The 22,953-nt window shown below is 65.3% G+C and carries 25 protein-coding genes; 19 read left to right on the top strand and 6 right to left on the bottom strand.

All coding sequences use genetic code 11. The features are described 5' to 3' along the window. Positions 1 to 59 precede the first annotated feature (59 nt). A complete protein-coding gene (locus POS17_RS22925) occupies positions 60 to 977 on the top strand; it encodes a LysR family transcriptional regulator (RefSeq protein ID WP_060840654.1) in 918 nt (305 codons plus the stop codon). On the opposite strand, the gene POS17_RS22920 is transcribed toward POS17_RS22925, so the two are convergent. After that, the gene (locus POS17_RS22920) at positions 974 to 1,903 is read right to left on the bottom strand and encodes a LysR family transcriptional regulator (RefSeq protein ID WP_060840653.1); all 930 of its coding nucleotides are present in this window, start codon (positions 1,901 to 1,903) and stop codon (positions 974 to 976) included. The two genes, POS17_RS22925 and POS17_RS22920, sit on opposite strands and share 4 nt — an antisense overlap. Before the next feature lie 66 nt (positions 1,904 to 1,969). Between POS17_RS22920 and POS17_RS22915 the strand changes: the two genes are divergently transcribed. Then, on the top strand, positions 1,970 to 2,587 hold the full coding sequence (locus POS17_RS22915; protein WP_060840652.1) for a LysE family transporter: 618 nt from the start codon (positions 1,970 to 1,972) through the stop codon (positions 2,585 to 2,587). Between the two features lie 4 nt (positions 2,588 to 2,591). Here the strand turns inward: POS17_RS22915 and POS17_RS22910 are convergent, their stop codons facing one another. Further along, complete coding sequence (locus POS17_RS22910) at positions 2,592 to 3,623, bottom strand: LacI family DNA-binding transcriptional regulator (protein WP_060840651.1); 1,032 nt, start codon at positions 3,621 to 3,623, stop codon at positions 2,592 to 2,594. A 215-nt stretch (positions 3,624 to 3,838) separates the two neighbouring features. Here POS17_RS22910 and POS17_RS22905 point away from each other — a divergent pair, with 215 nt between their 5' ends. Together POS17_RS22905 and POS17_RS22900 are read left to right on the top strand one after the other, a co-directional pair. Then, the gene (locus POS17_RS22905) at positions 3,839 to 4,372 is read left to right on the top strand and encodes a gluconokinase (RefSeq protein ID WP_060840650.1); all 534 of its coding nucleotides are present in this window, start codon (positions 3,839 to 3,841) and stop codon (positions 4,370 to 4,372) included. Positions 4,373 to 4,456: 84 nt separating this feature from the next. Beyond that, positions 4,457 to 5,809 carry a GntP family permease gene (locus POS17_RS22900; RefSeq protein WP_060840649.1) on the top strand — a complete coding sequence of 451 codons (1,353 nt, stop codon included), beginning with the start codon at positions 4,457 to 4,459 and terminating at the stop codon, positions 5,807 to 5,809. A 172-nt stretch (positions 5,810 to 5,981) separates the two neighbouring features. Here POS17_RS22900 and alaC read toward each other — a convergent pair whose 3' ends face one another. After that, positions 5,982 to 7,193: an alanine transaminase gene (alaC, locus tag POS17_RS22895; protein ID WP_060840648.1), complete on the bottom strand. Its 1,212-nt coding sequence runs from the start codon at positions 7,191 to 7,193 to the stop codon at positions 5,982 to 5,984. 280 nt (positions 7,194 to 7,473) lie between these two features. Here alaC and POS17_RS22890 point away from each other — a divergent pair, with 280 nt between their 5' ends. The 9 genes from POS17_RS22890 to POS17_RS22855 all read left to right on the top strand — a co-directional run bounded on the left by POS17_RS22890 (position 7,474) and on the right by POS17_RS22855 (position 17,139). After that, the gene (locus POS17_RS22890) at positions 7,474 to 8,136 is read left to right on the top strand and encodes a LysE family translocator (RefSeq protein WP_060842003.1); all 663 of its coding nucleotides are present in this window, start codon (positions 7,474 to 7,476) and stop codon (positions 8,134 to 8,136) included. Positions 8,137 to 8,204: 68 nt separating this feature from the next. After that, entirely contained in the window at positions 8,205 to 8,693 is a 489-nt protein-coding gene (locus tag POS17_RS22885) for a GyrI-like domain-containing protein (protein ID WP_060840647.1), read from the top strand. Between the two features lie 253 nt (positions 8,694 to 8,946). Then, positions 8,947 to 9,045, top strand: a complete 99-nt coding sequence (kdpF, locus tag POS17_RS22880) for a K(+)-transporting ATPase subunit F (RefSeq protein ID WP_016968152.1) — start codon at positions 8,947 to 8,949, stop codon at positions 9,043 to 9,045. Beyond that, the gene (locus POS17_RS32215; RefSeq protein WP_164990748.1) at positions 9,029 to 9,199 is read left to right on the top strand and encodes a hypothetical protein; all 171 of its coding nucleotides are present in this window, start codon (positions 9,029 to 9,031) and stop codon (positions 9,197 to 9,199) included. The genes kdpF and POS17_RS32215 overlap by 17 nt, the downstream gene beginning before the upstream one ends. Before the next feature lie 13 nt (positions 9,200 to 9,212). Next, positions 9,213 to 10,919: a potassium-transporting ATPase subunit KdpA gene (kdpA, locus tag POS17_RS22875; protein ID WP_060840646.1), complete on the top strand. Its 1,707-nt coding sequence runs from the start codon at positions 9,213 to 9,215 to the stop codon at positions 10,917 to 10,919. A 9-nt stretch (positions 10,920 to 10,928) separates the two neighbouring features. After that, positions 10,929 to 11,612 carry a potassium-transporting ATPase subunit KdpC gene (kdpC, locus tag POS17_RS22870; protein ID WP_060840645.1) on the top strand — a complete coding sequence of 228 codons (684 nt, stop codon included), beginning with the start codon at positions 10,929 to 10,931 and terminating at the stop codon, positions 11,610 to 11,612. A gap of 12 nt (positions 11,613 to 11,624) precedes the next feature. Beyond that, the gene (gene kdpB / locus POS17_RS22865; protein WP_060840644.1) at positions 11,625 to 13,697 is read left to right on the top strand and encodes a potassium-transporting ATPase subunit KdpB; all 2,073 of its coding nucleotides are present in this window, start codon (positions 11,625 to 11,627) and stop codon (positions 13,695 to 13,697) included. A gap of 59 nt (positions 13,698 to 13,756) precedes the next feature. Then, positions 13,757 to 16,450: a sensor histidine kinase gene (locus POS17_RS22860; protein ID WP_060840643.1), complete on the top strand. Its 2,694-nt coding sequence runs from the start codon at positions 13,757 to 13,759 to the stop codon at positions 16,448 to 16,450. Next, positions 16,447 to 17,139: a response regulator gene (locus POS17_RS22855; protein ID WP_060840642.1), complete on the top strand. Its 693-nt coding sequence runs from the start codon at positions 16,447 to 16,449 to the stop codon at positions 17,137 to 17,139. Before POS17_RS22860 ends, POS17_RS22855 begins: the two co-directional genes overlap by 4 nt. Here POS17_RS22855 and POS17_RS32210 read toward each other — a convergent pair. Continuing rightward, the gene (locus POS17_RS32210) at positions 17,118 to 17,270 is read right to left on the bottom strand and encodes a hypothetical protein (protein WP_164990749.1); all 153 of its coding nucleotides are present in this window, start codon (positions 17,268 to 17,270) and stop codon (positions 17,118 to 17,120) included. The two genes, POS17_RS22855 and POS17_RS32210, sit on opposite strands and share 22 nt — an antisense overlap. 222 nt (positions 17,271 to 17,492) lie before the next feature. Between POS17_RS32210 and POS17_RS22850 the strand changes: the two genes are divergently transcribed. Next, complete coding sequence (locus tag POS17_RS22850; RefSeq protein WP_060840641.1) at positions 17,493 to 17,996, top strand: GNAT family N-acetyltransferase; 504 nt, start codon at positions 17,493 to 17,495, stop codon at positions 17,994 to 17,996. A gap of 71 nt (positions 17,997 to 18,067) precedes the next feature. Here POS17_RS22850 and POS17_RS22845 read toward each other — a convergent pair whose 3' ends face one another. Next, complete coding sequence (locus POS17_RS22845; protein WP_060840640.1) at positions 18,068 to 18,553, bottom strand: GNAT family N-acetyltransferase; 486 nt, start codon at positions 18,551 to 18,553, stop codon at positions 18,068 to 18,070. 182 nt (positions 18,554 to 18,735) lie between these two features. On the opposite strand from POS17_RS22845, the gene POS17_RS22840 reads away from it, so the two are divergent. The 4 genes from POS17_RS22840 (at position 18,736) to POS17_RS22825 (ending at position 21,350) form a co-directional block, all read left to right on the top strand. Next, positions 18,736 to 19,170 (top strand): YybH family protein, encoded by a 435-nt coding sequence (locus POS17_RS22840; protein WP_060840639.1) that lies wholly within the window; start codon positions 18,736 to 18,738, stop codon positions 19,168 to 19,170. 67 nt (positions 19,171 to 19,237) lie between these two features. Then, complete coding sequence (locus POS17_RS22835) at positions 19,238 to 19,582, top strand: YciI family protein (protein WP_060840638.1); 345 nt, start codon at positions 19,238 to 19,240, stop codon at positions 19,580 to 19,582. 26 nt (positions 19,583 to 19,608) lie between these two features. Then, complete coding sequence (locus tag POS17_RS22830) at positions 19,609 to 20,100, top strand: SRPBCC family protein (protein WP_060840637.1); 492 nt, start codon at positions 19,609 to 19,611, stop codon at positions 20,098 to 20,100. Next, positions 20,100 to 21,350, top strand: a complete 1,251-nt coding sequence (locus POS17_RS22825) for an RNA polymerase sigma factor (protein WP_060840636.1) — start codon at positions 20,100 to 20,102, stop codon at positions 21,348 to 21,350. Before POS17_RS22830 ends, POS17_RS22825 begins: the two co-directional genes overlap by 1 nt. 54 nt (positions 21,351 to 21,404) lie before the next feature. Here the strand turns inward: POS17_RS22825 and POS17_RS22820 are convergent, their stop codons facing one another. Then, positions 21,405 to 22,259: a LysR family transcriptional regulator gene (locus tag POS17_RS22820; protein ID WP_060840635.1), complete on the bottom strand. Its 855-nt coding sequence runs from the start codon at positions 22,257 to 22,259 to the stop codon at positions 21,405 to 21,407. A gap of 89 nt (positions 22,260 to 22,348) precedes the next feature. Here POS17_RS22820 and POS17_RS22815 point away from each other — a divergent pair, with 89 nt between their 5' ends. Beyond that, entirely contained in the window at positions 22,349 to 22,783 is a 435-nt protein-coding gene (locus POS17_RS22815; RefSeq protein WP_060840634.1) for a multidrug/biocide efflux PACE transporter, read from the top strand. Positions 22,784 to 22,953 lie beyond the last annotated feature (170 nt).

Below are 22,953 nucleotides of genomic sequence, written 5' to 3'. Positions count from 1 at the left end.
CTTCAATGTCCATGATAGAAAAAGTCGGAAGCTTTCAGTTTTACTGATAGGTTGTGCCCATGAATTTTTCCAGCGACAGCATCCAGTTGTTTCTTGCCGTGCTTGAGCGCGGTTCCTTTTCTGCGGCGGCCCGCGCCCTGGGCAAGGTGCCCTCGGCGGTGAGCATGGGCATTGCCAACCTTGAGGCCGAACTGGGGTACGCCCTGTTCGATCGCCGTCATCGCGAGCCGGTGCCGACGCCCCTGGCCCTGTCGCTCGCGCCCCATGCCCGGCTGATTGCCGATCAGCTCAAGCAGTTGCAGGTGCATGCCATCGAGCTGTCCCTGGGGCTGGAGAGCACACTGTCGATCGCGGTGGTGGATGACATCGACAAGCAGCGGTTGCTGGCAGCCATCAAGCTGCTGGCCGAGCGCTATCCGTTGCTGGATGTGGAAGTGCTCAGCGCTCCTCAGGATGACGTGCTGCAACTGCTGCACAGCGGACGGGTCAGTGTCGGCGTGGCCTTCGCCGGCCTGAGCGTGAACGCCCTGGAATACTTCCAGTACGCCGGCAGCGAACGGATCATCGCCTGTATTTCACCCCGGCATCCGCTGTTTTTGGCCAGTGATGGGGCGCTGTATCTGGAGGAGTTGATCCGGGTTCGCCAGGTGGTGGTGGCCAGCCGCGACCTGCCCATCAGCGATACCCGGCCCCTGGTGGGCGAGTCGCTGTGGCGCACCGACAGCCTGGCCATGGCCCTGCACATGGTGGAGGCCGGGATCGGCTGGGGCAATTTCCCGCTGTCGGTGATCCAGCCGCTGCTGACGGCAGGTCGCTTGCAGCGCCTGAAGTTCAAGAACCTCGACAACGGCCTGTCGCTGCCGGTGCATGCGGTGTGGCTCAAGAGCCGGCCGCTGCAGAAGGGCGCCCTGGCCCTGGTGCAACTGCTCAGTGGCGAAGATCCGGCGCTGGGGCCGCTGCCCGGCCCCGGGTTCTAGGCCAGGGCCTGCTGGCGCAACCAGCGCAGCAGCAGACCGGCCGCCGAGTCGTCGCTGATCGCTTGGGCCGAGAGCAGGTAGTAGGCACTGCCGTCGGCGACGAAGCCGAATGGGGCGCACAGCAGTCCGTCGCGCAGATCGTCGCGCACCAGTTGCCAGGGGGCGATGGCCAGCCCCAAGCCCGCCACCGCGGCTTGCAGGCTGAAGTAGAAATGCTCGAAGACCTGCTCCGAAGACGCCTGAGGCCGCGGCATCGGGTGCAACTGCAGCCAGTGTTCCCAGGCTTGCGGCCGGGTTGCGCTGTGCAGGCGCGGGGCGTGGTCCGCGAGAACTGCCTGCTCGTTTGACTGCGGCGCCCAGTCAGGCTGTTTGTCCGGACGGCACACGGGGCCAATGGCTTCGTCGAACAGCCAGTGGGCCTGGGTCTGCTCGCTCCAGGCGAAATCATTGCGGCGGATCGCCAGGTCGATGCCGGCGTTGAACGAGAAGGGCCCGCCGCCAGCCAGCAACTGGATGGCTATGTCGGGGTGGGCGGCCTGGAACGCCGGCAGGCGCGGAATCAGCCAGCGCATCAGCAGGGTCGGTTCACAGGACAGCACCAGCGGTGCCCCGGGGGGCGGAGCCCGCAAGCGGCGGCTGGTGTTCTCGATCAGGTCCAGGGCCTGGGTCACGCTGTGCAGCAGTTCGGCCCCGGCCGAAGTGAGAAACACCCGGTGACTGCGTCGCTCGAACAGGGCAGTGCCCAGGTCGTCTTCCAGGCTGCGCACGGCGCGGCTGATGGCGCCGTGGGTCAGGTGCAGGGCTGCGCCGGCCCGGGTGAAACTCTCCAGGCGAGCGGCCGCTTCGAAGCAGCGCAGGGCGCCTAGGGGCGGCAGGCGTCGGCGCGAGGTCTGTGAGTTTTTATCACCAAGAGTGTCAGTTTTCATCGTTGGCCTTACCCCGGGAGATCCCCATACAGTAGCGCCGGATTGTATAACCAAGGCGTTGGCAACGTGACAGAACTGTTAGTCGTAATCACCATCACCATTCTCGCGGTACTCAGCCCTGGGGCCGATTTTGCCCTGATCACCCGTAACAGCCTGATGCTCTCGCGCCGTCACGGCGTGCTGACTGCAGTGGGGATCGGGCTCGGGGTCATGCTGCACATCGGTTACAGCCTGCTGGGGGTGGGGCTGCTGTTGCAGCAGTCGCCGCTGTGGTTCACCGGGCTGAAGCTGGCCGGGGCGCTGTATCTGATCTACCTGGGCATCCGCTTATTGCGCAGTCCCGCCCAGGGACCGGAGGACGTGGCGGGGTGTAGCCAGGTGTCGTCCTGGGCGGCCTTGCGCAGCGGTTTCCTGACCAATGCGCTGAATCCGAAGACGATGATCTTCGTCCTCAGCCTGTTCATGCAGGTGATCCAGCCGGGCACGGGGGTGGCGGTGCAGATCGGCTACGGGGCGATCATCGTCCTGGCCCACCTTCTGTGGTTCGTGGCCGTGGCGCTGTTTTTTTCGGCACCGGCCATTGCCGACCGGCTGTTGGGCTACAAGCGCCGTATCGATCAGCTGTTCGGGGTGCTGCTGATCGGGTTCGGGCTGTTGCTCAGTGTGCTTGGCGTGCAGCCCTGAGGCCTCAGGTACTTTCCCGGATCCGCAGTTCGAACCCCATGTCCACCACGGGCTCGGTCACGCTGTTACCGGCCAGCAGGGTCAGCATCTGCTCGGCGGCGCGGCGGCCGATGGCTTCCCTGGGGGTGCTGATGCTGCTCAGGCGCGGCACCATGTGCTCCGAGGACGGCAGGTCGTTGAACCCCAGCACCGCCACTTGCTCCGGGATCTTGATCCCGCAGCGCATGGCTTCGAGCAAGGCGCCCTGGGCCAGGTCGTCGTTGCCGAAGAAGATGGCGTCCACTTGCGGCTGGCTTTGCATCAGTTGCAGGAACAGTTCGCCGCCCAGGCCGACGGAAGACGGGCGCGGGGTCAGCAGTTCCAGGTCGGGGTTGTACAGCCCGGCGTCCTGCAGGGCGCGGCGGAAGCCTTCGCCCCGCAGCAGGGTGCGCTGATCCAACTGCGCGCCGACGTAGGCCAGGTGCTTGCGGCCGCGGGAAATCAGGTGCCGGGCGGCAGTCTCGCCAGCGTTCAACTGGGAGAAACCCACGCAGTTGAGCCCGGCGCCGGAGTCCAGATCCATCATGTAGACGCAGGGAATGTTGTTGGCCTCGATCATCCGCCGGGAGCTTTCGGTACGGTCGAAACCGGTCAGCAGCAGCCCGCGCGGCTGGTAGGTCATGTAGTTGCGCAGCAGGTTTTCTTCTTCGTCCCGGGAATAGTGGTAGTTGCCGATCAGCACTTCGAAGCCCTTGGGCCGCAGGACCTGATGAATGGCTTCCAGGGTTTCGATGAACAGCAGGTTGGACAGCGACGGCACCAGCACCACCACCGACTGGCTCTGGGCCGAGGCCAGGGCGCGGGCGGCGGAGTTGACCACGTAGTTCAGCTCCTGCGCGGCCTTCTGCACTTTTTCCACCAGCTCGGTGGCCACGCTGCTGACGCCGCGCAGCGCCCGGGAGGCGGTGATCGGACTGACACCGGCCAGTCGCGCCACTTCGTTGAGGGTAGGGCGCCCCGTGGTACGGGAGCTTTTATCGTTTTTATGAGGGGTCATCAGACGGCTTGCCAAACAAAATTCAAGTCACTAAGGTAGCGCTGTCCTGAAACAGCTGCAATGCGTGAGCGAGGTGTGCCTGACCCTCGCTCTTTGGTTTGGCGGACTATATACGCGGCAACCCACAAAAATGACAAGAAGGCGTCGGCAGACACTGTTTTTGTACTAGAACTAGAACTAGCGAAGGTAGCGCTGTCTGCGCGCTGAGGTGTTACATGAGTCAACCAATTACCGCCCTGGTCATCATGGGTGTTGCCGGCTGTGGCAAATCCAGCGTCAGCCAGGCCCTGTGCCAGCGCAGCGGCGCCACGGCCATTGAAGGCGATACGTTCCACCCTGCCGCCAATATCGCCAAGATGAGTGCCGGCATTCCCCTCGACGACGACGACCGTGCCGGCTGGCTCGACAGCCTGTGCGAGGAGTTGCGCCGCACCCTGGCCGCCGGCCAGCGCCCGGTGCTGACCTGTTCGGCGTTGAAGCGCAAATACCGTGAACGCCTGCGCGCCGCCACCCCCGGCCTGGGTTTCATCTTTCTCGAACTGACGCCGGCAGTGGCCGCCGATCGCGTGGCACACCGGCCAGGGCATTTCATGCCTTCGACCCTGATCGACAGTCAGTTCGCCACCCTCGAATCCCCCGTGGGGGAGCCGCTCACCCTGGCCCTGGATGCCAGCACCCTGAGCGTCCAGCGCCTGGCCGAACTGGCCAATCAATGGTGGCTGGAGCATGGCCTTGAACCTTCGCGCTAAGCGTCGGTTCGAAATAGGTAGCGCTATCCCACTCGGCCCTTGTTTTTAACGCTTTAATAAAAACAACAAACCGGAGGCAATTCCATGTTTGGCATGTCCCAAGAGACCTATCTGCTGGTTGATGCAGTGGTCACAATCATCGGCCTGATCGTCTTGATCACCCGATTCAAGCTGCATCCCTTTATTGCCCTGACCATCGCCGCGGGCTTCCTCGGCCTGACCTCGGGCATGCCAGTGGACAAGATCATCAAGGCGTTCCAGGACGGCTTTGGTGGCGTGCTCGGTTTTGTCGGCATCATCCTGGCGCTGGGCACCATGCTCGGCAAGATGATGGCCGAGTCTGGCGGCGCCGATCAGATCGCCCAGACCCTGATCCGCTCGTTCGGCAAGGAGCGGGTGCAGTGGGCGATGATGTTCGCCGCCTTCCTGGTGGGCATCCCGTTGTTCTTCGAGATCGGCTTCGTGCTGCTGATTCCGCTGGTGTTCATCGTCGCCCGGCGCACCGGGGTGTCGCTGATCAAGATCGGCATTCCGCTCCTGGCCGGCCTGTCGGCGGTGCACGGCCTGGTGCCGCCGCATCCGGGGCCGCTGCTGGCCATCGGCGTGTTCGGCGCCGACATCGGCAAGACCATTCTTTACGGCCTGATCGTTGCCCTGCCGACCGCCATCATTGCCGGTCCGATCTACGGCACCTTCATTGCCAAGTACATCCCGGGCCACCCGTCCCAGGAGCTGGTGGACCAGCTGGCCCGTGAAAACACCTCGCAGAACCTGCCGAGCTTCGGCGTGACCCTGCTGACCGTGCTGTTGCCGGTGTTCCTGATGCTGCTCAAGACCTTCGCCGACGTGGCGCTGCCGGACGGGCATTTCTTCCGCATCTGGATGGACATGATCGGCCACCCGATCAGTGCCTTGCTCCTGGCCTTGCTGCTGTCGCTCTACACCTTCGGCTACAAGCAGGGCATCGGCTCCAAGCAGATCCTCGGTTTGCTCGACGCCAGCCTGGCGCCTACCGCGGCGATCATCCTGATCATCGGTGCCGGCGGTGGCTTCAAGCAGATGCTGGTGACCAGCGGCGTGGGTGATGTGATCGGCCACATGGCGGTCAATGCGCAGATCTCGCCGATCCTCCTGGCCTGGCTGGTGGCGGCGGTGATTCGCATCGCCACCGGTTCGGCCACCGTGGCGACCATTACCGGCGCGGGCATCGTGGTGCCGGTGGTGGGGATGATCCCCGGGGTCAACCGCGAGCTGCTGGTGCTGGCCACCGGTGCCGGCTCCTTGATCCTGTCCCACGTCAACGACGCCGGTTTCTGGCTGGTCAAGCAGTACTTCAACATGACCGTGGCCGAGACCTTCAAGACCTGGACGGCGATGGAAACCATCCTCTCGGTGGTGGGCCTGATCTTTATCCTGTTGCTGTCGTTGGTGGTTTAAACGGCGGGGTTGACCCCTGTAGCTGCTGTCGAGCCTGGGCAAAGGCCCGAAGCTGGATAGGCAACTGAATCGCCGCGAGTGCTACGCACTCGTTCGCAGCCTGCGGCAGCGGCTACAGTACAGGCACAAAAAAAACCGCATCGCTGCGGTTTTTTTTGTGGCTGAAAGGCTCTCAGCTTTTCTGCACCAGGCCATCGGCGCGGAACATGCTGCGAATGCCGCGCACCGCCTGGCGAATCCGGTCCTGGTTCTCGATCAGGGCGAAGCGCACGTGATCGTCGCCGTACTCACCGAAACCCACCCCCGGCGACACGCAGACCTTGGCCTCGGCCAGCAGCTTCTTGGCAAACTCCAGGGAGCCCAGGTGTGCATAGGCTTCGGGAATCTTGGCCCAGACATACATCGAGGCCTTGGGGTTCTCCACCATCCAGCCCAGCTCATGCAGGCCCTTGACCAGCACATTGCGCCGTTGCCGGTACTGCTCGGCAATGTCCTTGACGCACTGTTGGTCGCCTTCAAGTGCCGCGATTGCTGCTACCTGCAGGGGGGTGAAGGTGCCGTAGTCGTGGTAGCTCTTGATCCGCGCCAGGGCACTGACCAGCTCCGGGTTGCCGACCATGAAGCCGATGCGCCAGCCGGCCATGTTGTAGCTCTTGGACAGGGTGAAGAACTCCACCGCGATGTCCTTGGCCCCGGGCACCTGCATGATCGACGGGGCTTTCCAGCCGTCGTAGACGATGTCGGCGTAGGCCAGGTCGTGGATCACCAGCACGTCGTACTGCTTGGCCAGGGCGATCACTCGCTCGAAGAAATCCAGCTCCACGCATTGGGCAGTGGGGTTGGAGGGGAAGCCCAGGATCATCATCTTCGGCTTGGGGATCGAACCGCGAATGGCCCGCTCCAGTTCGGCGAAGAAGTCCACGCCGGGCACCAGTGGCACCGAGCGCACCTGGGCGCCGGCAATCACCGCGCCGTAGATGTGGATCGGGTAGCTGGGGTTGGGCACCAGCACGGTGTCGCCCTGGTCCAGGGTGGCCAGCATCAGGTGCGCCAGGCCTTCCTTGGAACCGATGGTGACGATGGCTTCGCTTTCCGGGTCGATGTCGACCTCGTAGCGATCCTTGTACCAGCGGGAAATCGCCCGGCGCAGCCGTGGAATGCCTTTGGAGGTGGAGTAGCCGTGGGTGTCCTCACGCTGGGCAACGGTCACCAGCTTTTCGACGATATGCGGCGGAGTCGCGCCGTCGGGGTTGCCCATGCTCAAGTCGATGATGTCTTCGCCGCGCCGACGCGCAGCCATCTTCAGCTCGGCAGTGATATTGAAAACGTAAGGGGGGAGACGATCGATGCGCGCAAAGCGGCGCGGCGAACCTTGTTCGGCCATTGTTGCCTCGAAAAGACGTAAGCGCCCGGAACCGTCCGAGCGACGTTGGCCACTGCGGTGGCCTGCGGGGCAGACGATAAGGGCGGCGCCGGCGGCTTGTCCAGAGGGGCGGAAAATTATTTTCGCAGCGTCGGGGGGATTTGCGGGGGGCGATGATTTGCCGCTATAACGTGCACGCTTTTTGCCTGCAAGGGCTGCGGCCCAGGTCGGCCAGGGCGATTTTCCAACGCTCGGCGGACCAGGACAGCCCTTCGAACCACCGCATCAAACGGGATGAATGATGGAGTTTACCAGCGGCTTCTTGCTGAGCCTTTCGCTGTGCCTGGACATTGGCGTGGCCAATATCGCGATGATCACCCTGGCCATGCAGCGCGGCTATTTCCAGGGCTTCTGCCTGGGCCTGGGGACCTGCGTCGGTGACCTGATCTATGCGCTGCTGGCCCTGGCCGGGATGACCGTGCTGCTGCAGTACGAAAGCGTGCGCTGGGTGCTGTGGATTGGCGGTTCGGCGCTGCTGGTGTATTTCGCCGCGAAGATGATTTACGCCGCGCTGCACCACAGCGCGGTGCTGGCCACGGCCGGGGAGGCGGACAAGGGCTCGCCGCGCAAGGAGTTCCTGCGCGGGATCTTCCTGGCCATGTCCTCCCCCAGCGCGATCCTCTGGTTCGCCGCCGTGGGCGGCACCCTGATTGCCCGATCCGGGGGCGGCGGGATCGCCAATTCCGGGCTGTTCCTTGCCGGGTTCTTTTGTGCCGGGCTGCTCTGGACCCTGGGCCTGTGCCTGGCCGCGACCCAGGGCGGCAAGCTCCTGGGGGACAAGCTGCTGCGCTACTCCTACCTGGCATCTGCGGCGATCTTCTGCTATTTCGCGGTGTACGTGATCCTATCCGGCTACCAGGAGTTTATCGTCGGCGCCGGCGTGAGCGACCTTCCGGCACTCTGATCCAGGCCCTGGCGATTGGCTTCTATACTGGATCCGAACCCATCATTTCTGCGGCAGGAGTGGCATTCATGGATGAGCAAAAACAGGGCGCAGGTCCCGAACCGCGCTTCGAAAGAGAGCGTTTTCTGCTGATCGCCGGCTTCAGCGAGCGGTTTACCCCTGGCACCGGCCAGGACATCGGCCAGCTGTGGCAGCGTTTCATCCCCCACATCGGCCGGGTGCCGGGGCAGGTGGATGAGGTGACCTACGGCGTCTGCTGCAACCCCGACGGCCAGGGCAGCTTCGAATACCTGGCCGGGGTCGAGATCAGCAAGCTCGACGATCTGCCCGAGCGTTATCGCTGGATCGAAGTGCAGCCGCAGAACTACGCGGTGTTCGAGCATGGCGGATCCCTGCAGGAGCTGCCCCAGACCTTCAACTACATCTGGAACACCTGGTTGCCCCAGTCCGGCCGCGAGGCCGCCAATGCGCCGGAGTTCGAGCGCTACAGCGCCGATTTCAACCCCGAGACCGGCAGCGGCGTGGTGGAGGTCTGGCTGCCGCTCAAAAGTGAATGATCCCCTCGGGGGCGCGGTCCGGCCCCCGATTTTCCCCGCCTGCCGCGCAATCTATACGCCGTCTTAATACCGCCCCCTGCAATCAGTGCCCGACCTTGATACGCCCTCACCTAACCTGCGTGGCGCAGAGGAGAGCGGCGCACGGCCCGTGGCCGACTCCCTGCCGGCGCCCGTTGCCGGGTGCCTGACCGGCTGCCTCCGGCGCCGCCATGGGCGGCGTCGGCGCGGCCTCAATGAATTAAGGGGAAAAGCCTTGCTGACACTGGAATTCATCTACGGCGCCAGCGGTTTTTGCGCCGTGCTGCTGTTTGTCTACCTGGGTTACGCGCTGATCCGTGCCGAGAAATTCTGATGACCGCACCCAGCGCTACCCCGGCATTTTCATTCGCCCGTCCGGGCATTTTCGAGAAAGGAAACCAGCCATGTACGACCTGATCTTCGTGGGCCTGTCCCTGGGGTTCTTTGTACTGACGGCCCTGGTCATCGTCGCCATGGGCAAGATTTGAACGGAGCATCGACATGTTGAGTACTGTGCTGGAATACGCGGTGATCCTCGGGGTAATGACCGGGCTCGCCGTACTCATGGGCAAATGGCTGGCCCGGGTCTTCAGCGGCCGCGGCCACGCCTTGCCCGAGCGGGCCACCTACCGCCTGCTGGGGATCGACCCCGGCGAAACCATGGGCTGGGCCCGCTATGGCTCGGCGCTGTTGCTGTCCAACGCGGCGATGATGCTCCTGGGCTACCTGGTGCTGCGCCTGCAAAGCGTCATGCCCCTCAACCCCCTGGGGCTGGCGGCGCAGACCCCGGACCTGGCGTTCAACACCGCCGCGTCCTTTATCACCAACACCAACTGGCAGGCGTACTCCGGGGAAAGCAGCCTGTCGAACTTCAGCCAGATGGCGGTGATCACCTTCCTGATGTTCGTCGGCGCCACCGCCGGTGTTGTCGCCGCGGCCGGTTTCATTCGCGGCCTGAGCCGTTCCAGCTCGGCGGATATCGGCAACTACTGGGTCGACTTCACCCGCACCCTGTACCGGGTGATGCTGCCTTTGTGCCTGGTCATGGCCCTGGTCTATGTCTGGCAGGGCATGCCCCAGACCCTCAACTCCCAGGCCCTGGCCACCACCCTGGAAGGCGCCCAGCAGCAGTTGATCGTCGGCGCCGTGGCCAGCTTCGAGTCGATCAAGCACATCGGCACCAACGGTGGCGGCTTCTTCAGCATGAACGCTGCCCATCCGTTCGAGAACCCGACCCCGCTGACCAACGTCCTGCACATCCTCAGCATGTTGCTGATCCCTTCGGCGCTGACTTACGCCTTCGGCAGCATGCTGCTGCGGCGGCGTCAGGGCTGGGTGTTCTTCGGCACCTTCCTGGTGATGTTCGTCGGCTTCCTGGCCATCGTCTTCACCGCGGAGCAGGGCGGCAACCCGCTGCTGACCCAGGTCGGTGTCGACCAGCAACTGTCGGCGACCCAGAGCGGCGGCAACATGGAAGGCAAGGAGCTGCGCTTCGGCATCGCCGACACCGCGCTGTTCGTCACCACCACCACCGGCGCCACCACCGGTTCGGTGAACGCCATGCACGACTCGCTGACCCCCATGGGCGGCTTCGTGCCCCTGGCGCAGATGATGCTCAACTGCGTGTTCGGCGGTGACGGCGTGGGCTTTATCAACCTGATCCAGTACGCCCTGCTGACGGTGTTCCTGGTGGGCATGATGATCGGCCGCAGCCCGGAATTCCTCGGCAAGAAGATCGAGGCCCGGGAGATCAAGCTGGTGATGCTCTCGGTGCTCGCGCACCCGATCTGCATCTTGGGTTTCACCGCCCTGGCAGCGTTGTGGCCGGACACCCTGAACAGCCTCAACAACCTTGGCCCCCATGGTTTCAGCGAGGTGCTCTACGCCTACGCCTCGGGCACCGCCAACAACGGTTCGGCATTTGCCGGGCTCAACGCCAACACGCCGTTCTTCAACACCACCATCGGCCTGGCGATGCTCATGGGGCGTTTCTTCACCATGCTGCCGATGCTGGCCGTGGCCGGTTCCCTGGCGGCGAAAAAGAACATCCCGGCCGGTGCCGGCACCATTCCCACCGCCACGCCGCTGTTCATGTTCCTGGTGGTGTTCGTGGTGCTGGTGGTCGGTGGCCTGACTTTCCTGCCGGCCCTCGCGCTCGGCCCGCTGGTGGAGCAACTGCAGTTGCTGGCCGGCCAGACCTACAAGTAAGGGGTTGTGATGACTACGCAAATGCAAACCCAAGGCACCACTGTGGTGCTGTTCAAGGGCCTGTTGCGCCCGGTGCTGGTGGCGGCAGTGTTATTCATGCTGCTGACCGGGCTGGCCTATCCGCTGGCGACCACGGTGCTGGCCAACCTGCTGTTCCCGTTCCAGGCCCAGGGCAGCCTGGTGCAGCGTGACGGCCTGGTGGTGGGCTCAAAGCTGATCGGCCAGTCCTTCAGTCGCCCGGAGTATTTCCAGGGTCGCCCGAGCATGACCCTGGGCAGCGATCCGCTGGACCCGAGCAAGAGCGTGCCCCAGCCCTACAACGCCGGGGCCAGTGGTGCCAGCAACCTGGGCCCCACCAGCCAGAAGCTGGTGGACAGCGTGACCGCGCGGGTCAGCGCCTACCGCCAGCTCAACGGCCTGGCGGCGGACATTCCGGTGCCGGTGGACGCGGTGACCGCTTCGGCTTCCGGCCTGGACCCGCACATCTCCCTGGCCAACGCCCAACTGCAACTGAACCGGGTGGCCCGCCTGCGCAACCTGCCGCTGGCCGAGCTGCAGGCGCTGCTGCAGGCCCACAGCGAAAGCCGCACCTTCGGCCTGCTGGGCGAGCCCCGGGTCAATGTGCTGCAACTCAATCTCGCGCTGGATGCCCTGGCACCCGTGCCTGCCTCGCCCCTTGCGGTCAGTGAGTAAGAGATACCGATCATGAGTAAGAACCCTCGTATAGCGTTGTTCGACCGTGGGCTGCTGTCCACGGCGTGCCTGGATGCGGTGAAGAAGCTGCTGCCCCAGGCGCAGTGGAAGAACCCGGTGATGTTCGTGGTCTACCTGGGCAGCATCCTCACCACCCTGCTGTGGTTCCAGTCCCTGGGCGGCGAGGGCGAGGCCTCCAGCGGCTTCATCCTCAGCATCACCCTGTGGCTGTGGTTCACCGTGCTGTTCGCCAACTTCGCCGAAGCCCTGGCCGAGGGCCGCAGCCGGGCCCAGGCCGCCAGCCTCAAGGGCATGAAGCGCCAGACCCTGGCCAAGCTGTTGCAGCAGCCCAGGCATGGCGCCGCCTGGCTGCCGATGGCCGCCAGCGAGCTGCGCAAGGACATGGTGGTGCTGATCGAGGCCGGCGACCTGGTGCCTTTGGATGGCGAGGTCATCGAAGGCGTGGCCACGGTGGACGAGAGCGCCATTACCGGTGAATCGGCGCCGGTGATCCGCGAGGCCGGGGGCGACTTTTCCTCGGTCACCGGCGGCACCAAGGTGCTGTCCGACTGGCTGGTGGTGCGCATCAGCGTCAACCCTGGCGAGTCGTTCCTGGACCGCATGATCTCCATGGTGGAATCGGCCAAGCGCCAGAAAACCCCCAACGAGGTGGCCCTGACCATTCTCCTGGTGGGGCTGACCCTGCTGTTCCTGCTGGTGATCGTGACCCTGAGCCCGTACTCGATCTTCGCCGTGGCCATGAGCGGCACCGGCAGCGTGATCAGCGCCACGGTGATGGTGGCGTTGCTGGTGTGCCTGATCCCCACCACCATCGGCGGCCTGCTCTCGGCCATCGGCGTGGCGGGCATGAGCCGGATGATGTCGGCCAACGTCATCGCCACGTCCGGGCGCGCCGTGGAAGCGGCGGGGGACGTCGACGTGCTGCTGCTGGACAAGACCGGCACCATCACCCTGGGCAACCGTCAGGCCAGTGCCTTCCTGCCGGCCCCGGGGATCAAGGACAGCGAGCTGGCGGACGCCGCGCAACTGGCTTCCCTGGCCGACGAAACCCCGGAAGGCCGCAGCATCGTGGTGCTGGCCAAGCAGAAGTTCGACATCCGTGGCCGCGATATCGAGGCCCTGGGCGCCAGCTTCGTGCAGTTCAGCGCGCAGACCCGCATGAGCGGCGTCGACCTGCCGGAGGGGCGCAGCATCCGCAAGGGCGCGGCCGATGCCATTCGCCGGCACATCGAAGCCCTGGGGGGCAGCTTCCCGCCAGCCTTGCAGGCCAAGGTGGATGAAGTCTCGCGGCGCGGCAGCACGCCGCTGGTGGTCAGCGACGGCGCCCAGGCCCTGGGCGTGGTGGAACTCAAGGACGTGGTCAAGGGCGGGATGAAGGAGCGCTTTGCCGAACTGCGGCGCATGGGCATCAAGACCGTGATGATCACCGGCGACAACCGCCTGACCGCAGCGGCGATTGCCGTGGAGGCCGGGGTCGATGACTTCCTCGCCGAGGCCCGTCCCGAAGACAAGCTGCAACTGATCCGCGACTACCAGGCCAAGGGCAAGCTGGTGGCCATGACCGGCGACGGCACCAACGACGCCCCGGCCCTGGCCCAGGCCGACGTGGCCGTGGCGATGAACAGCGGCACCCAGGCGGCAAAGGAAGCGGGCAACATGGTCGACCTGGACAGCAACCCGACCAAGCTGATCGAAGTGGTGGAAGTCGGCAAGCAGATGCTCATGACCCGCGGCGCCCTGACCACCTTCAGCGTGGCCAACGACGTGGCCAAGTATTTTGCTATCGTACCGGCCGCGTTCGTCGCCACTTACCCGCAGTTGGCGGCGCTGAACGTGATGCACCTCAACAGCCCGAACTCGGCGATTCTCAGTGCGGTGATCTTCAACGCGCTGATCATCGTGTTCCTAATCCCCCTGGCGCTCAAGGGGGTGAAGTACCGATCCATCGGTGCGGCGGCCCTGCTTAACCGCAACCTGCTGATCTATGGCCTGGGCGGGGTGCTGGTGCCCTTTGCCGGGATCAAGCTGATCGACATGCTGCTGGCCGGGCTTGGCCTGGTCTGAGGCAAGGACTGACAATGCGGCGCTCCCCGGAGCGCCGCATTGTTCATTTAAGGAAGCTCATGACTGTGCTCGATGCGAGTTCCCCGCCCCGCGACGGGCGTCCCGACCCCGACGCGCTGCTGGAAAAGCTGCAGCAGGACGAACAGGCCGCCCAGCGCGGCAAGCTGCGGATCTATTTTGGTTCCAACGCCGGGGTCGGCAAGACCTGCGCCATGCTCACCGCCGCCCGCAGCGAAGTGGCCCTGGGCCGCGACGTGGTGGCCGGGGTGGTGGAAACCCATGGCCGGCGGGAAACCGCCGAGCTGCTGCAAGGCCTGGAGGTGCTGGAGCGTCACCGCCTGATGCACCGCGACTACGCCTTGCCCGAATTCGACCTGGACGCCGCCCTGGCGCGGCGTCCCGCGGTGCTGCTGGTGGACGAGCTGGCCCACAGCAACGTCCCCGGTTCGCGCCACCCCAAACGCTGGCAGGACGTGGAAGAACTGCTGCGGGCCGGGATCGATGTCTGGACCACCCTCAACGTCCAGCACCTGGAAAGCCTCAACGACATCGTCAGCGGCATCATCGGCATCCGCGTGCGCGAGACCGTGCCCGATCACCTGTTCGACGAAGCCCACGAAGTGCTGGTGATCGACCTGCCGCCGGATGACCTGCTGCGCCGCCTCAAGGACGGCAAGGTCTACATGGGGCCCCAGGCCGAGCGCGCTTCACGGCATTTCTTTCGCAAGGGCAACCTGTTGGCCCTGCGCGAACTGACCCTGCGTCGCACCGCCGACCGGGTCGATGCGCAGATGCGCGACTACCGCCGCGAACGCTCGATCAATGCCCTGTGGCCGGCCCGCGAGCGCCTGCTGGTGGGGGTGGCCGGTGATCCGGCGGACGAACGCCTGGTGCGTGAGGCCGCGCGCCTGGCGCAGAAGCTCGAAGCCGACTGGATGGTGGTGCACGTGGCCTCGGCGCAGCGCCGCGGCCACGGCTCCAGCCGTTATGCGGCGGCGATGAAGACCCTGGCCCTGGCCGCCGAGTTTGGCGCCGAAACCGCGACGCTGCCCGGCCTGGACGTGGCCGAGGCGCTGGTGGCCTGTGCCCGCGAGCACAATGCCAATCGCCTGGTGCTGGGCCATTACCCGCGCAAGGTCTGGCAGTTCTGGCACCAGTCGGTGAGCGACCGGATCAGCCGCCAGCATCCGGAAATCGATCAGATCGTGATCGCCAACGGCCCCTTGAGCCGACGCCCGGTGCCTGCGGACAAGCCCGAGGCCGGGCTGCCACCGAGCCGCGCGCCGGCCTACCTGTGGGCCAGCCTTGCCTGTTTTGCCGCCACCGCGGTGGCGGCGCTGCTGCTCCAGGTGTTCGACCCGGCCAACGTGGTCATGCTGTTCCTGCTCACCGTGGTGCTGGTGGCGCTGCGCTTTGGGCGCGGCCCGGGCGTCTGGGCGGCGATGCTGGCGGTGTTGTGCTTCGACTTCTTCTTCGTCCAGCCGGTATGGTCGTTCACGGTCAACGACACCCAGTACTTCTTCACCTTCGCCCTGATGCTCGGCATTGCCCTGATCACCGGCCAGCTCACCGCGCGCCTGCGCCATCAGGCGCGCACCGCCGCCGAGGGCGAGCGCCGTGCCACTTCCCTGGCCGGGCTGGCCCGGGAGCTGTCGGCGGCGCTGACCGAGGAGCAGATCTGCGCCGTGGCCCTGCGCACCTTCAGCGGGGTGTTCGAGGCCCGGGTCGGGCTGGCGCTGCCGGACGCCGACAATCGCGTGCGCGCCCTGAGCGCCAATGTCCTGACCATCGACGAAAGCATCGCCCAGTGGGCCTATGACCACGCCCAGCCGGCGGGGCGCGGCACCGACACCCTGGCAGCCGCCAAGGGCTGCTACCTGCCCCTCAAGGCGCCGATGCGGGTGCGCGGGGTGCTGGTGCTGGAACTGGCGGATGCCGAACGCCTGGCCGAACCGGAGGAGCGGCGCCTGCTGGAGGCGTGCATGAGCCAGCTGGCGATTGCCCTGGAGCGCGTGCATTACGTCGAAGTGGCCCAGAGCACCGTGGTGCAGATGGAGGGTGAGCGCATGCGCAACACGTTGCTGGCGGCGATCTCCCACGACCTGCGCACGCCCCTGACCACCATCATCGGCGCCGCCGACGCCGCCTTGCCCCACGCCACCGAGGGCCCGCTCAAGCCCCTGCTGGCGGGTATCCACGATCAGGCCTCGTCCATGCAGCGCCTGATCGAGAACCTGCTGGACATGGCGCGCATGCAGGAGCGTGGCGTGCGTCTCAAGCGCCAGTGGAACTCCCTGGAGGAAATTGTCGGCAGCGCCCTGCGCCAGTTGCGCGAGCCGTTGGCCAAGCATCAGTTGCGGGTCGTCATGGCGCCGCAGTTGCCCCTGGTGGAAGTGGACGCGCTGCTGCTGGAACGGGTGCTGGTGAACCTGCTGGACAACGCCGCCAAGTACACTCCGGCCGGCACCCTGGTGCAGATCAGTGCCCGTCAGGTCGACCAGCAGATCATTTTGCAGGTCAGCGATTCCGGCCCCGGCTGCCCCAAGGGCAGTTCCCCGGACAGCCTGTTCGAAGCCTTCAGCCGCGGCCAGCAGGAGTCCGCCGTGGCCGGCATCGGCCTGGGCCTGGCCCTGGCCAAACGCATCGTCGAAGCCCATGGCGGGCGGATCGAGGCCCAGCCTCACGCCGACGCCGGGCTGAGTTTTGTCATCACCTTGCCGGCGGGACAACCGCCTTCCCTGGAAGCCCTATGAGCAGCCCACGCATCCTGATCGTCGAGGACGAAGCCAATATCCGCCGCTTTGTCGGCATTGCCCTGGAGGACGAAGGCTTCCAGGTGTTCGAGGCCGACAGCGTCAAGCGCGCGCTGATCCATGCAGCCAGCCGTCAGCCGGACCTGGTGATCGTCGACCTGGGCCTGCCGGACGGCGACGGCAAGCAACTGATCAGCGAGCTGCGCGGCTGGCTGGCGGTGCCGATCCTGGTGCTTTCGGCCCGGGATCGGGAAGACGAGAAAGTCGCCGCCCTGGATGCCGGGGCCGACGACTACCTGGTCAAGCCGTTCGGCGTGCCGGAGCTGCTGGCGCGGATTCGCGCGCAGTTGCGCCGTCATGGCCAGAGCGGCGCGGCAGCGGCCACCAGCAAGGTGAACTTCGGGGTGATCGAGGTCGACCTGGCGACCCATGAAGTGCGCCGCGAAGGGCAGTTGGTGCACCTGACGCCAATCGAATACCGTCTGCTCTGTGCGCTGATCCGCGGCCAGAGCCGGGTCCTGACCCATCGCCAGCTGCTGCTGGAGGTCTGGGGCCTGGATTACGTCGACCGCGCCCATTACCTGCGGGTGCACATGGCCCATCTACGGCAGAAGCTGGAGGCCGATCCGGCGCAGCCCCAGCATCTGATCACCGAGTTGCAGGTGGGTTATCGCCTGGTGGGGCTCTGATCCCGGCGCGTGGCGCCGCTCAGGGATTTCTCGCCGCGGCGCCGCTCATGCACAAAGTCGATGTACAGGGTGATGCAGCCGAAGGTGGCGATGCCGAACAGCAGAAAAAGGCCGATCTGGATGTTGCTCATGGGGAAGGTCCTGTGGGCAAGACGCGGCACGACCGGCTCGACAGGGCCGGCCAGCAGGCGTCGGGGAGCTGATAGATAATCCCTGGGCGGCCTGCTTGCCAGGGTTTATATGAAAGCTTTACGGCGTCCCCGATGATCCCTATGCCCTGCATACGCCAGGCTCGGCACGGCGCCACTCTTGCTAGAATCCGCCACCCTTCACCGACTTCAGGTTGCCGCCCCATGACCGCTTCGAACCCGCTGATCCGCACCGTACTGCCCACCGACCTGGACCGTTGCTTCGCCATCGAAACCCTGGCCTACGAAGGCGACGAAGCCGCGACCCGGGAAAAGATCGCCACCCGCATCGCCACCTGGCCCGAGGGTTTTATCGTCGCCGAGGTGGACGGCGTGGTGGCCGGCTTCATCAACGCCGGCGCCACCTTCGAGGTGCAGATGGCCGATGAAGCCTTCAAGGAACTGATCGGCCACGACCCGGCCGGTTCCGAAGTGGTGATCATGTCGGTGGTGGTGCACCCGGACTTCCAGGGCCTGGGCCTGTCCCGGCAATTGCTGAACGCCTTCATCGCGCGCATGGGCCAGATGGGCAAGGCGCGTATCCACCTGATGTGCAAGGAACGCCATGTGGCGTTGTACCAGCGCTTCGGTTTTGTCTACGTCAAGGCGTCGGCGTCGGACCACGGCGGCATGGCCTGGCATGAGATGGTGCTGAGTCTTGCGCGCTGATGCCGTGAAACCGTCGGTTTGATGAAGAGAAACGCGGCGGATCTGGATCGTTCCTGGCCCACTCGGGTCACTCAGAACGCCAGCACCATCCGCCGCTCATAGCCGATCCGGCCCTTGCAGGCCTCGCCGTTCTCCACCCAGCCCAGCTTGCGGTACAGCCTGAGGGCTGGCTGGTTGTCGCCGTCCACCGCCAGGTTCAGGCCCTTGAGTCCGGGCCACTGTTGGCGCGCGGCGGCGGGAATGGCTTGCAGGCAGGCCTGGCCAAAGCCTTGACCCTGGAACCGCTGGTCCACTTGCAGGGCGTGCAGGCTGGCGCTGTCGGCGTCGGCCCAGGCCGGCAGGCAGGGCGGGCGCTTGAGCAGCACAAAGGCCACCGGCCGCTCGTCGCTGAGCAGGGCAAAGCCCTTGATCGCCCCCTGGGGCGCATTGACCAGGGAGTGCAGCGCGCCATGAATGTCCCCGCTAAACGCCTTCTGTCCGGGCCGCACTTCAAGCTCCAGCAAGCGCGCATGCTGGTGGCTGTCGAGCTGTTCATAAGGCACGAGGCGTGTGGTCACGGGCAGGGCGATCCGGTCGGGAGGAGGGGGCGGATTCTAGCGATTTTGTGCAACGGGTAAATTTTTTTCTGTGGCTTGTCGATTGCGCGAATGGCCAGGCGACTAAGGGTGAACCGAACAGCCAGGGCCCGGTGTGCCGGGGCTGTTCACCGCGGTTGATTTCACTCACGAGGAGTTTGGCCATGCTCAATCCATCCAACGAAGCGCAGGTGCGCAGCCTGATCGATCATTGGCAGCAGGCAGTGGTGGCCCGGGATATCGAGCGCATCGTCAGCTATTACGCCGATGACATCACCTCCTTCGATGCGGTCGGGGCCTTGCAGTTCAAGGGCAAGGCCGCCTATCGCGCGCACTGGGAGGCGTGCATGCAGGTTTGCCCCGGCCCGGGCATTTTCGAGTTCCACCAACTGCAGGTGCGGGCCGACGAAGACTTGGCCTTCGCCCACTGGCTGGCCCATTGCGGCGGCACCGACGCCGAGGGTGTGACCAAGGCCTGCTGGATGCGCGTCAGCGCCGCCTATCAACGTCGCGACGGCCAGTGGCAGGTGGTGCATGAGCACTGGTCGGCGCCGTTCGACATGCTCACCGGGACCACCCGGTTCGACCTGCAACCCTGAACAGCGAGCGGTTCGCCAAAGTGCAAAACAGCGACCATAGTTGCTCAGCCCGAGTCCGGAGGTGCCCATGAAATACCTATGCCTGGTCTACAGCGACGAGCGCTTGCTGCACAGCCTGCCCGACAGTCCCGAGGACGCCGAGTGCCTGGCCTATGCCGAGTCGGTGCAGGGCAGTGGGCGGATGCTCGCCGCCGAGGCGCTGCAATCGGTGCAGTGCGCCACCACGGTGCGCATGCGCGGCGGCAAGCTGTCGATCACCGACGGCCCGTTCGCCGAAACCAAGGAACAGCTGGCCGGTTTCTACCTGATCGAGGCCCGGGACCTGAATGAAGCGATCCAGGTCGCCGGGCATATTCCGGCCGCCCGGGTCGGCAGCGTCGAAGTGCGTCCGGTACGTGAATTGAAGCCCTGAACATCCCCCTGAACAGGAGTTTTTCGATGACATTCCCAACCGCGGGCCGCAGGTCCGCCGAGCATGAACTGTCGATCAGCCGCTTGATCGACGCACCGCGCAATACGGTATTTCGCGCCTGGACCGAGCCGGCCTTGCTGGTCCAGTGGTGGGGGCCCCATGGCATGACCACCCCGGAGTGCGAAATGGACCTGTGGGTCGGCGGCCAGTTTCGTACCCTGATGCGCGCTCCGGACGGCAGCGAGTACCCGACCATGGGAGTGTTCCTGGAGATCGACGCCCCGTCGCGGCTGGTGTTTACCGATGCCTACCTGCCGGGCTGGATTCCTTCGGGCAAGCCGTTCATGACGGCGCAAGTGACCTTCGAGGAGCAGGGCAACAAGACCCTCTACACCGCCCGTGCCATGCACTGGAGCGAAGCCGACCGCAAGGCTCACGAAGCCATGGGCTTTCATGACGGTTGGGGGCAGAGCCTGGAGCGCCTGGTGGCGCTGGTGACCCAGGGCCTGCCGGACTGATGGCCGAGCAAGACCGGGAGGCGCTGGCGGGGCTGGTGGCGCAGGTCTATCGCGAGCAGTCGCGGCGGATCCTCGCCACCCTGATCCGCCTGCTGGGGGATTTCGACCTGGCCGAGGAGGCGCTGCACGAGGCTTTCTTCGTGGCTGTCGAACGCTGGCAGGCCGATGGCGTGCCCGACAACCCCCGGGCCTGGCTGGTGTCGGTCGGCCGCTTCAAGGCGATTGACTCCCTGCGCCGACGAGCGCGCTTCGCGGCCTCCCAGGCGGCGCTGCTCAGCCAGTTAGAACAGCTCGAACAGGACGACTGGAGCGTCGAGGATGTGCAGGATGACCGCCTGCGGCTGATCTTCACCTGCTGCCACCCGGCATTGGCGGCGGATGCCCAGGTGCCATTGACCCTGCGCGAGATCTGCGACCTGAGCACCGAGGAAATCGCCCGGGCCTTCCTGGTCACCCCGGCCACCATTGCCCAGCGCATCGTGCGCGCCAAGGCGAAGATCCGCGACGCCGGGATTCCCTATCAGGTGCCGCAACTGAGTGAATTGCCCGAGCGCCTGGAGAGCGTGCTGCGGGTGATCTACCTGGTATTCAACGAGGGTTACTCGGCCTCCATGGGCGCCGAACTGACCCGAGATGAGCTGACCCGCGAAGCCATTCGCCTGGGCTACCTGTTGCTGGAGCTGTTGCCCGAGGCGGAGGTTATGGGCCTGCTGGCGCTGATGCTGTTGCACGAGTCACGGCGCACGGCGCGGATCTCTGCCACTGGCGAGTTGATCCTGCTGGACCAGCAGGACCGTTCGTTGTGGCAGCAGGACTTGATCGCGGAAGGTTGCGCCCTGGTGGAGCGCGGCCTGCGCAGCGGGCACGCGGGGCCTTATTGCCTGCAGGCGGCGATTGCCGCGGTGCATGCCGAGGCCGCGAGTGCGGAACAGACCGATTGGGCGCAGATCGTCGGTCTGTATGACATCCTGCTGCGTTTGCAGCCTTCGCCGGTGATCCGCCTCAACCGTGCCGTGGCCCTGGCCAAGCGCGATGGACCGGCTGCGGGGCTGGAGCAAGTGGAGGCCATCCTGCAGCGTGGCGACTTGCAGGATTACCACCTGGCCCATGCCGCGCGGGCCGATTTCTGCCGGCAACTGGGGCATATCGCCGCCGCGCGCGAGTCCTACCAGCACGCCTTGGCCCTGGCCCGGCAAGGCCCCGAGCGACGCTTTCTCGAACAGCGCCTGGCCGAGCTCGGCTCCCGCTAGAAGCTGGCGATTCAGGGCGGCTGGCGGGGGGCGGCCAGGAGCCGGTGAACGCGGTCATTGCAGCATCCGCGCCAGCAACCAGCTGCCCGCCGGACCCGGTGGGTGCAGGCGTGACCAGAGCGCGTCCACCGCCACGGTGCGTGGCCAGCCCCGGACCTGCAGCTCCTGCAACCTGTCTGCGCCGAACCCTTCCACCAGCCAGCGCGGCAGGGGCGCCCAGCCAAAGCCGCCCTGCGCCATCTCCAGCAGCATCAGGTAGCTGGGGGCCGACCAGACCCGGCCCTGGCTCCGGCTCTCGTAAGGGTTGAGCACGGTCGCCAGGCGCAGTTCCCGGTGCTGGCGCAGGGCTTGTTCGTCGACCTGATCCCGCTCTGCCAGGGGATGGTTGCGCGACACGTAGAGTGACATTTCACCCCGTTCATCCAGGGTCTTGTGCTCCAGGTCCGCCGGGTAATCGTCCTGCTGCTCGGCAAAGGCGATGTGCGCCCGGCCGCTCTGCACCAGGGCGATCAGGTCCTCGCACTCGGCGATCAGGCATTCCAGCTCCAGGTCCGGATAGCGCTGTTCGAAGGCGCTGAGGCAGCTTTCGAAACGATCCGACTGGTAGGTGTCGGACAGGGCAATGGTGAGTTTCGCCTCGACCCCTCGGGACAGTTGGCTGGCGGTCATTTCCAGGCGGCTGGTGGCGGCGAGGATCTCTTCGGCGCACTGCAGCAGCACGTGCCCGGCCGGTGTCAGCCCGGGCTTGCGGCTGCTGCGGTCGAACAGCTGGACATCCAGGTCGATCTCCAGGCTCGCCACCGCCGCGCTGATGGTGGACTGGCTCTTGCCCAGCTTGCGTGCGGCAGCGGAAAAGGAGCCCTGGGTGGCGGCCTGGACGAACGCCAGCAGCACTTCATGTGAGGCCATGAACTATCGCCTTGATCGATGGTTATTGATTATCAAGTATCGGCCTGCTCTTGGATGATCGCCAGCACCTTTACTTCAGGAGTACGGCAATGAGCCTGCCTAAATCCCTTACCGAACGTATTTTCCAGGCGGTCGCCTTTGAGCTGCTGGCGGTGTCGATCTGTACTCCGCTGCTGTCCTGGATCATGGACAAGCCCATGGTCGACATGGGCCTGGTGACCCTCGCCATCGGCCTTCTGGCCCTGGGCTGGAACGTGCTGTTCAACGGTCTGTTCGATCGTTTGCTCAAGCGTCTGGAGCTTGAACACACCGCCAGGACCCGGGTCCTGCATGCCTTGCTGTTCGAAGGCGGGCTGGTGGCCTTCTGTGTGCCGCTGATTGCCTGGTGGCTGGATATCAGCCTGTTGCAGGCCTTGCTCCTCGACATCGGCGTGTTGTTGTTCTTCCTGCCCTACACCTACCTCTACCACTGGGCCTACGACGTGCTGCGGGGCAAGTGGCTGCAAACGCGCCTGGCCCATTGAACGGGAGGGCGTCCCGGGATTGACCGCCTTCGGTGGCGGGCGGCGAAAATCTCCGGGGCGCCTATCATGGCGTAGACACCGGCGGCGACGCAGCAGACAAAACTGGACACTGTCCTGATGTTTTTCTGAAAATATGCGCCAGCAGGTTCGAGTCACTGAACCTGCCGCCC

It is taken from the genome of Pseudomonas sp. Os17, from assembly GCF_001547895.1.
Classification (GTDB): Bacteria; Pseudomonadota; Gammaproteobacteria; order Pseudomonadales; family Pseudomonadaceae; genus Aquipseudomonas.
Note: the sequence above shows the minus strand (reverse complement) of the source record. Positions and strands in the feature narration are given on the sequence as shown.

Bases quoted from the DNA above. Each gene is read 5' to 3' on its own strand.
- POS17_RS22885 (WP_060840647.1), top strand. From the start codon at position 8,205: ATGGATGAGCAAAAACAGGGCGCAGGTCCCGAACCGCGCTTCGAAAGA.
- alaC (WP_060840648.1), bottom strand. From the start codon at position 7,193: ATGGCCGAACAAGGTTCGCCGCGCCGCTTTGCGCGCATCGATCGTCTC.
- kdpB (WP_060840644.1), top strand. From the start codon at position 11,625: ATGAGTAAGAACCCTCGTATAGCGTTGTTCGACCGTGGGCTGCTGTCC.
- POS17_RS22890 (WP_060842003.1), top strand. From the start codon at position 7,474: ATGGAGTTTACCAGCGGCTTCTTGCTGAGCCTTTCGCTGTGCCTGGAC.
- POS17_RS22920 (WP_060840653.1), bottom strand. From the start codon at position 1,903: ATGAAAACTGACACTCTTGGTGATAAAAACTCACAGACCTCGCGCCGA.
- POS17_RS22910 (WP_060840651.1), bottom strand. From the start codon at position 3,623: ATGACCCCTCATAAAAACGATAAAAGCTCCCGTACCACGGGGCGCCCT.
- POS17_RS32210 (WP_164990749.1), bottom strand. From the start codon at position 17,270: ATGAGCAACATCCAGATCGGCCTTTTTCTGCTGTTCGGCATCGCCACC.
- POS17_RS22840 (WP_060840639.1), top strand. From the start codon at position 18,736: ATGCTCAATCCATCCAACGAAGCGCAGGTGCGCAGCCTGATCGATCAT.
- POS17_RS22850 (WP_060840641.1), top strand. From the start codon at position 17,493: ATGACCGCTTCGAACCCGCTGATCCGCACCGTACTGCCCACCGACCTG.
- POS17_RS22820 (WP_060840635.1), bottom strand. From the start codon at position 22,259: ATGGCCTCACATGAAGTGCTGCTGGCGTTCGTCCAGGCCGCCACCCAG.
- kdpA (WP_060840646.1), top strand. From the start codon at position 9,213: ATGTTGAGTACTGTGCTGGAATACGCGGTGATCCTCGGGGTAATGACC.
- POS17_RS22835 (WP_060840638.1), top strand. From the start codon at position 19,238: ATGAAATACCTATGCCTGGTCTACAGCGACGAGCGCTTGCTGCACAGC.
- POS17_RS22925 (WP_060840654.1), top strand. From the start codon at position 60: ATGAATTTTTCCAGCGACAGCATCCAGTTGTTTCTTGCCGTGCTTGAG.
- POS17_RS22860 (WP_060840643.1), top strand. From the start codon at position 13,757: ATGACTGTGCTCGATGCGAGTTCCCCGCCCCGCGACGGGCGTCCCGAC.
- POS17_RS22815 (WP_060840634.1), top strand. From the start codon at position 22,349: ATGAGCCTGCCTAAATCCCTTACCGAACGTATTTTCCAGGCGGTCGCC.
- POS17_RS22900 (WP_060840649.1), top strand. From the start codon at position 4,457: ATGTTTGGCATGTCCCAAGAGACCTATCTGCTGGTTGATGCAGTGGTC.
- POS17_RS22905 (WP_060840650.1), top strand. From the start codon at position 3,839: ATGAGTCAACCAATTACCGCCCTGGTCATCATGGGTGTTGCCGGCTGT.
- POS17_RS22825 (WP_060840636.1), top strand. From the start codon at position 20,100: ATGGCCGAGCAAGACCGGGAGGCGCTGGCGGGGCTGGTGGCGCAGGTC.
- kdpC (WP_060840645.1), top strand. From the start codon at position 10,929: ATGACTACGCAAATGCAAACCCAAGGCACCACTGTGGTGCTGTTCAAG.
- POS17_RS22830 (WP_060840637.1), top strand. From the start codon at position 19,609: ATGACATTCCCAACCGCGGGCCGCAGGTCCGCCGAGCATGAACTGTCG.
- POS17_RS22855 (WP_060840642.1), top strand. From the start codon at position 16,447: ATGAGCAGCCCACGCATCCTGATCGTCGAGGACGAAGCCAATATCCGC.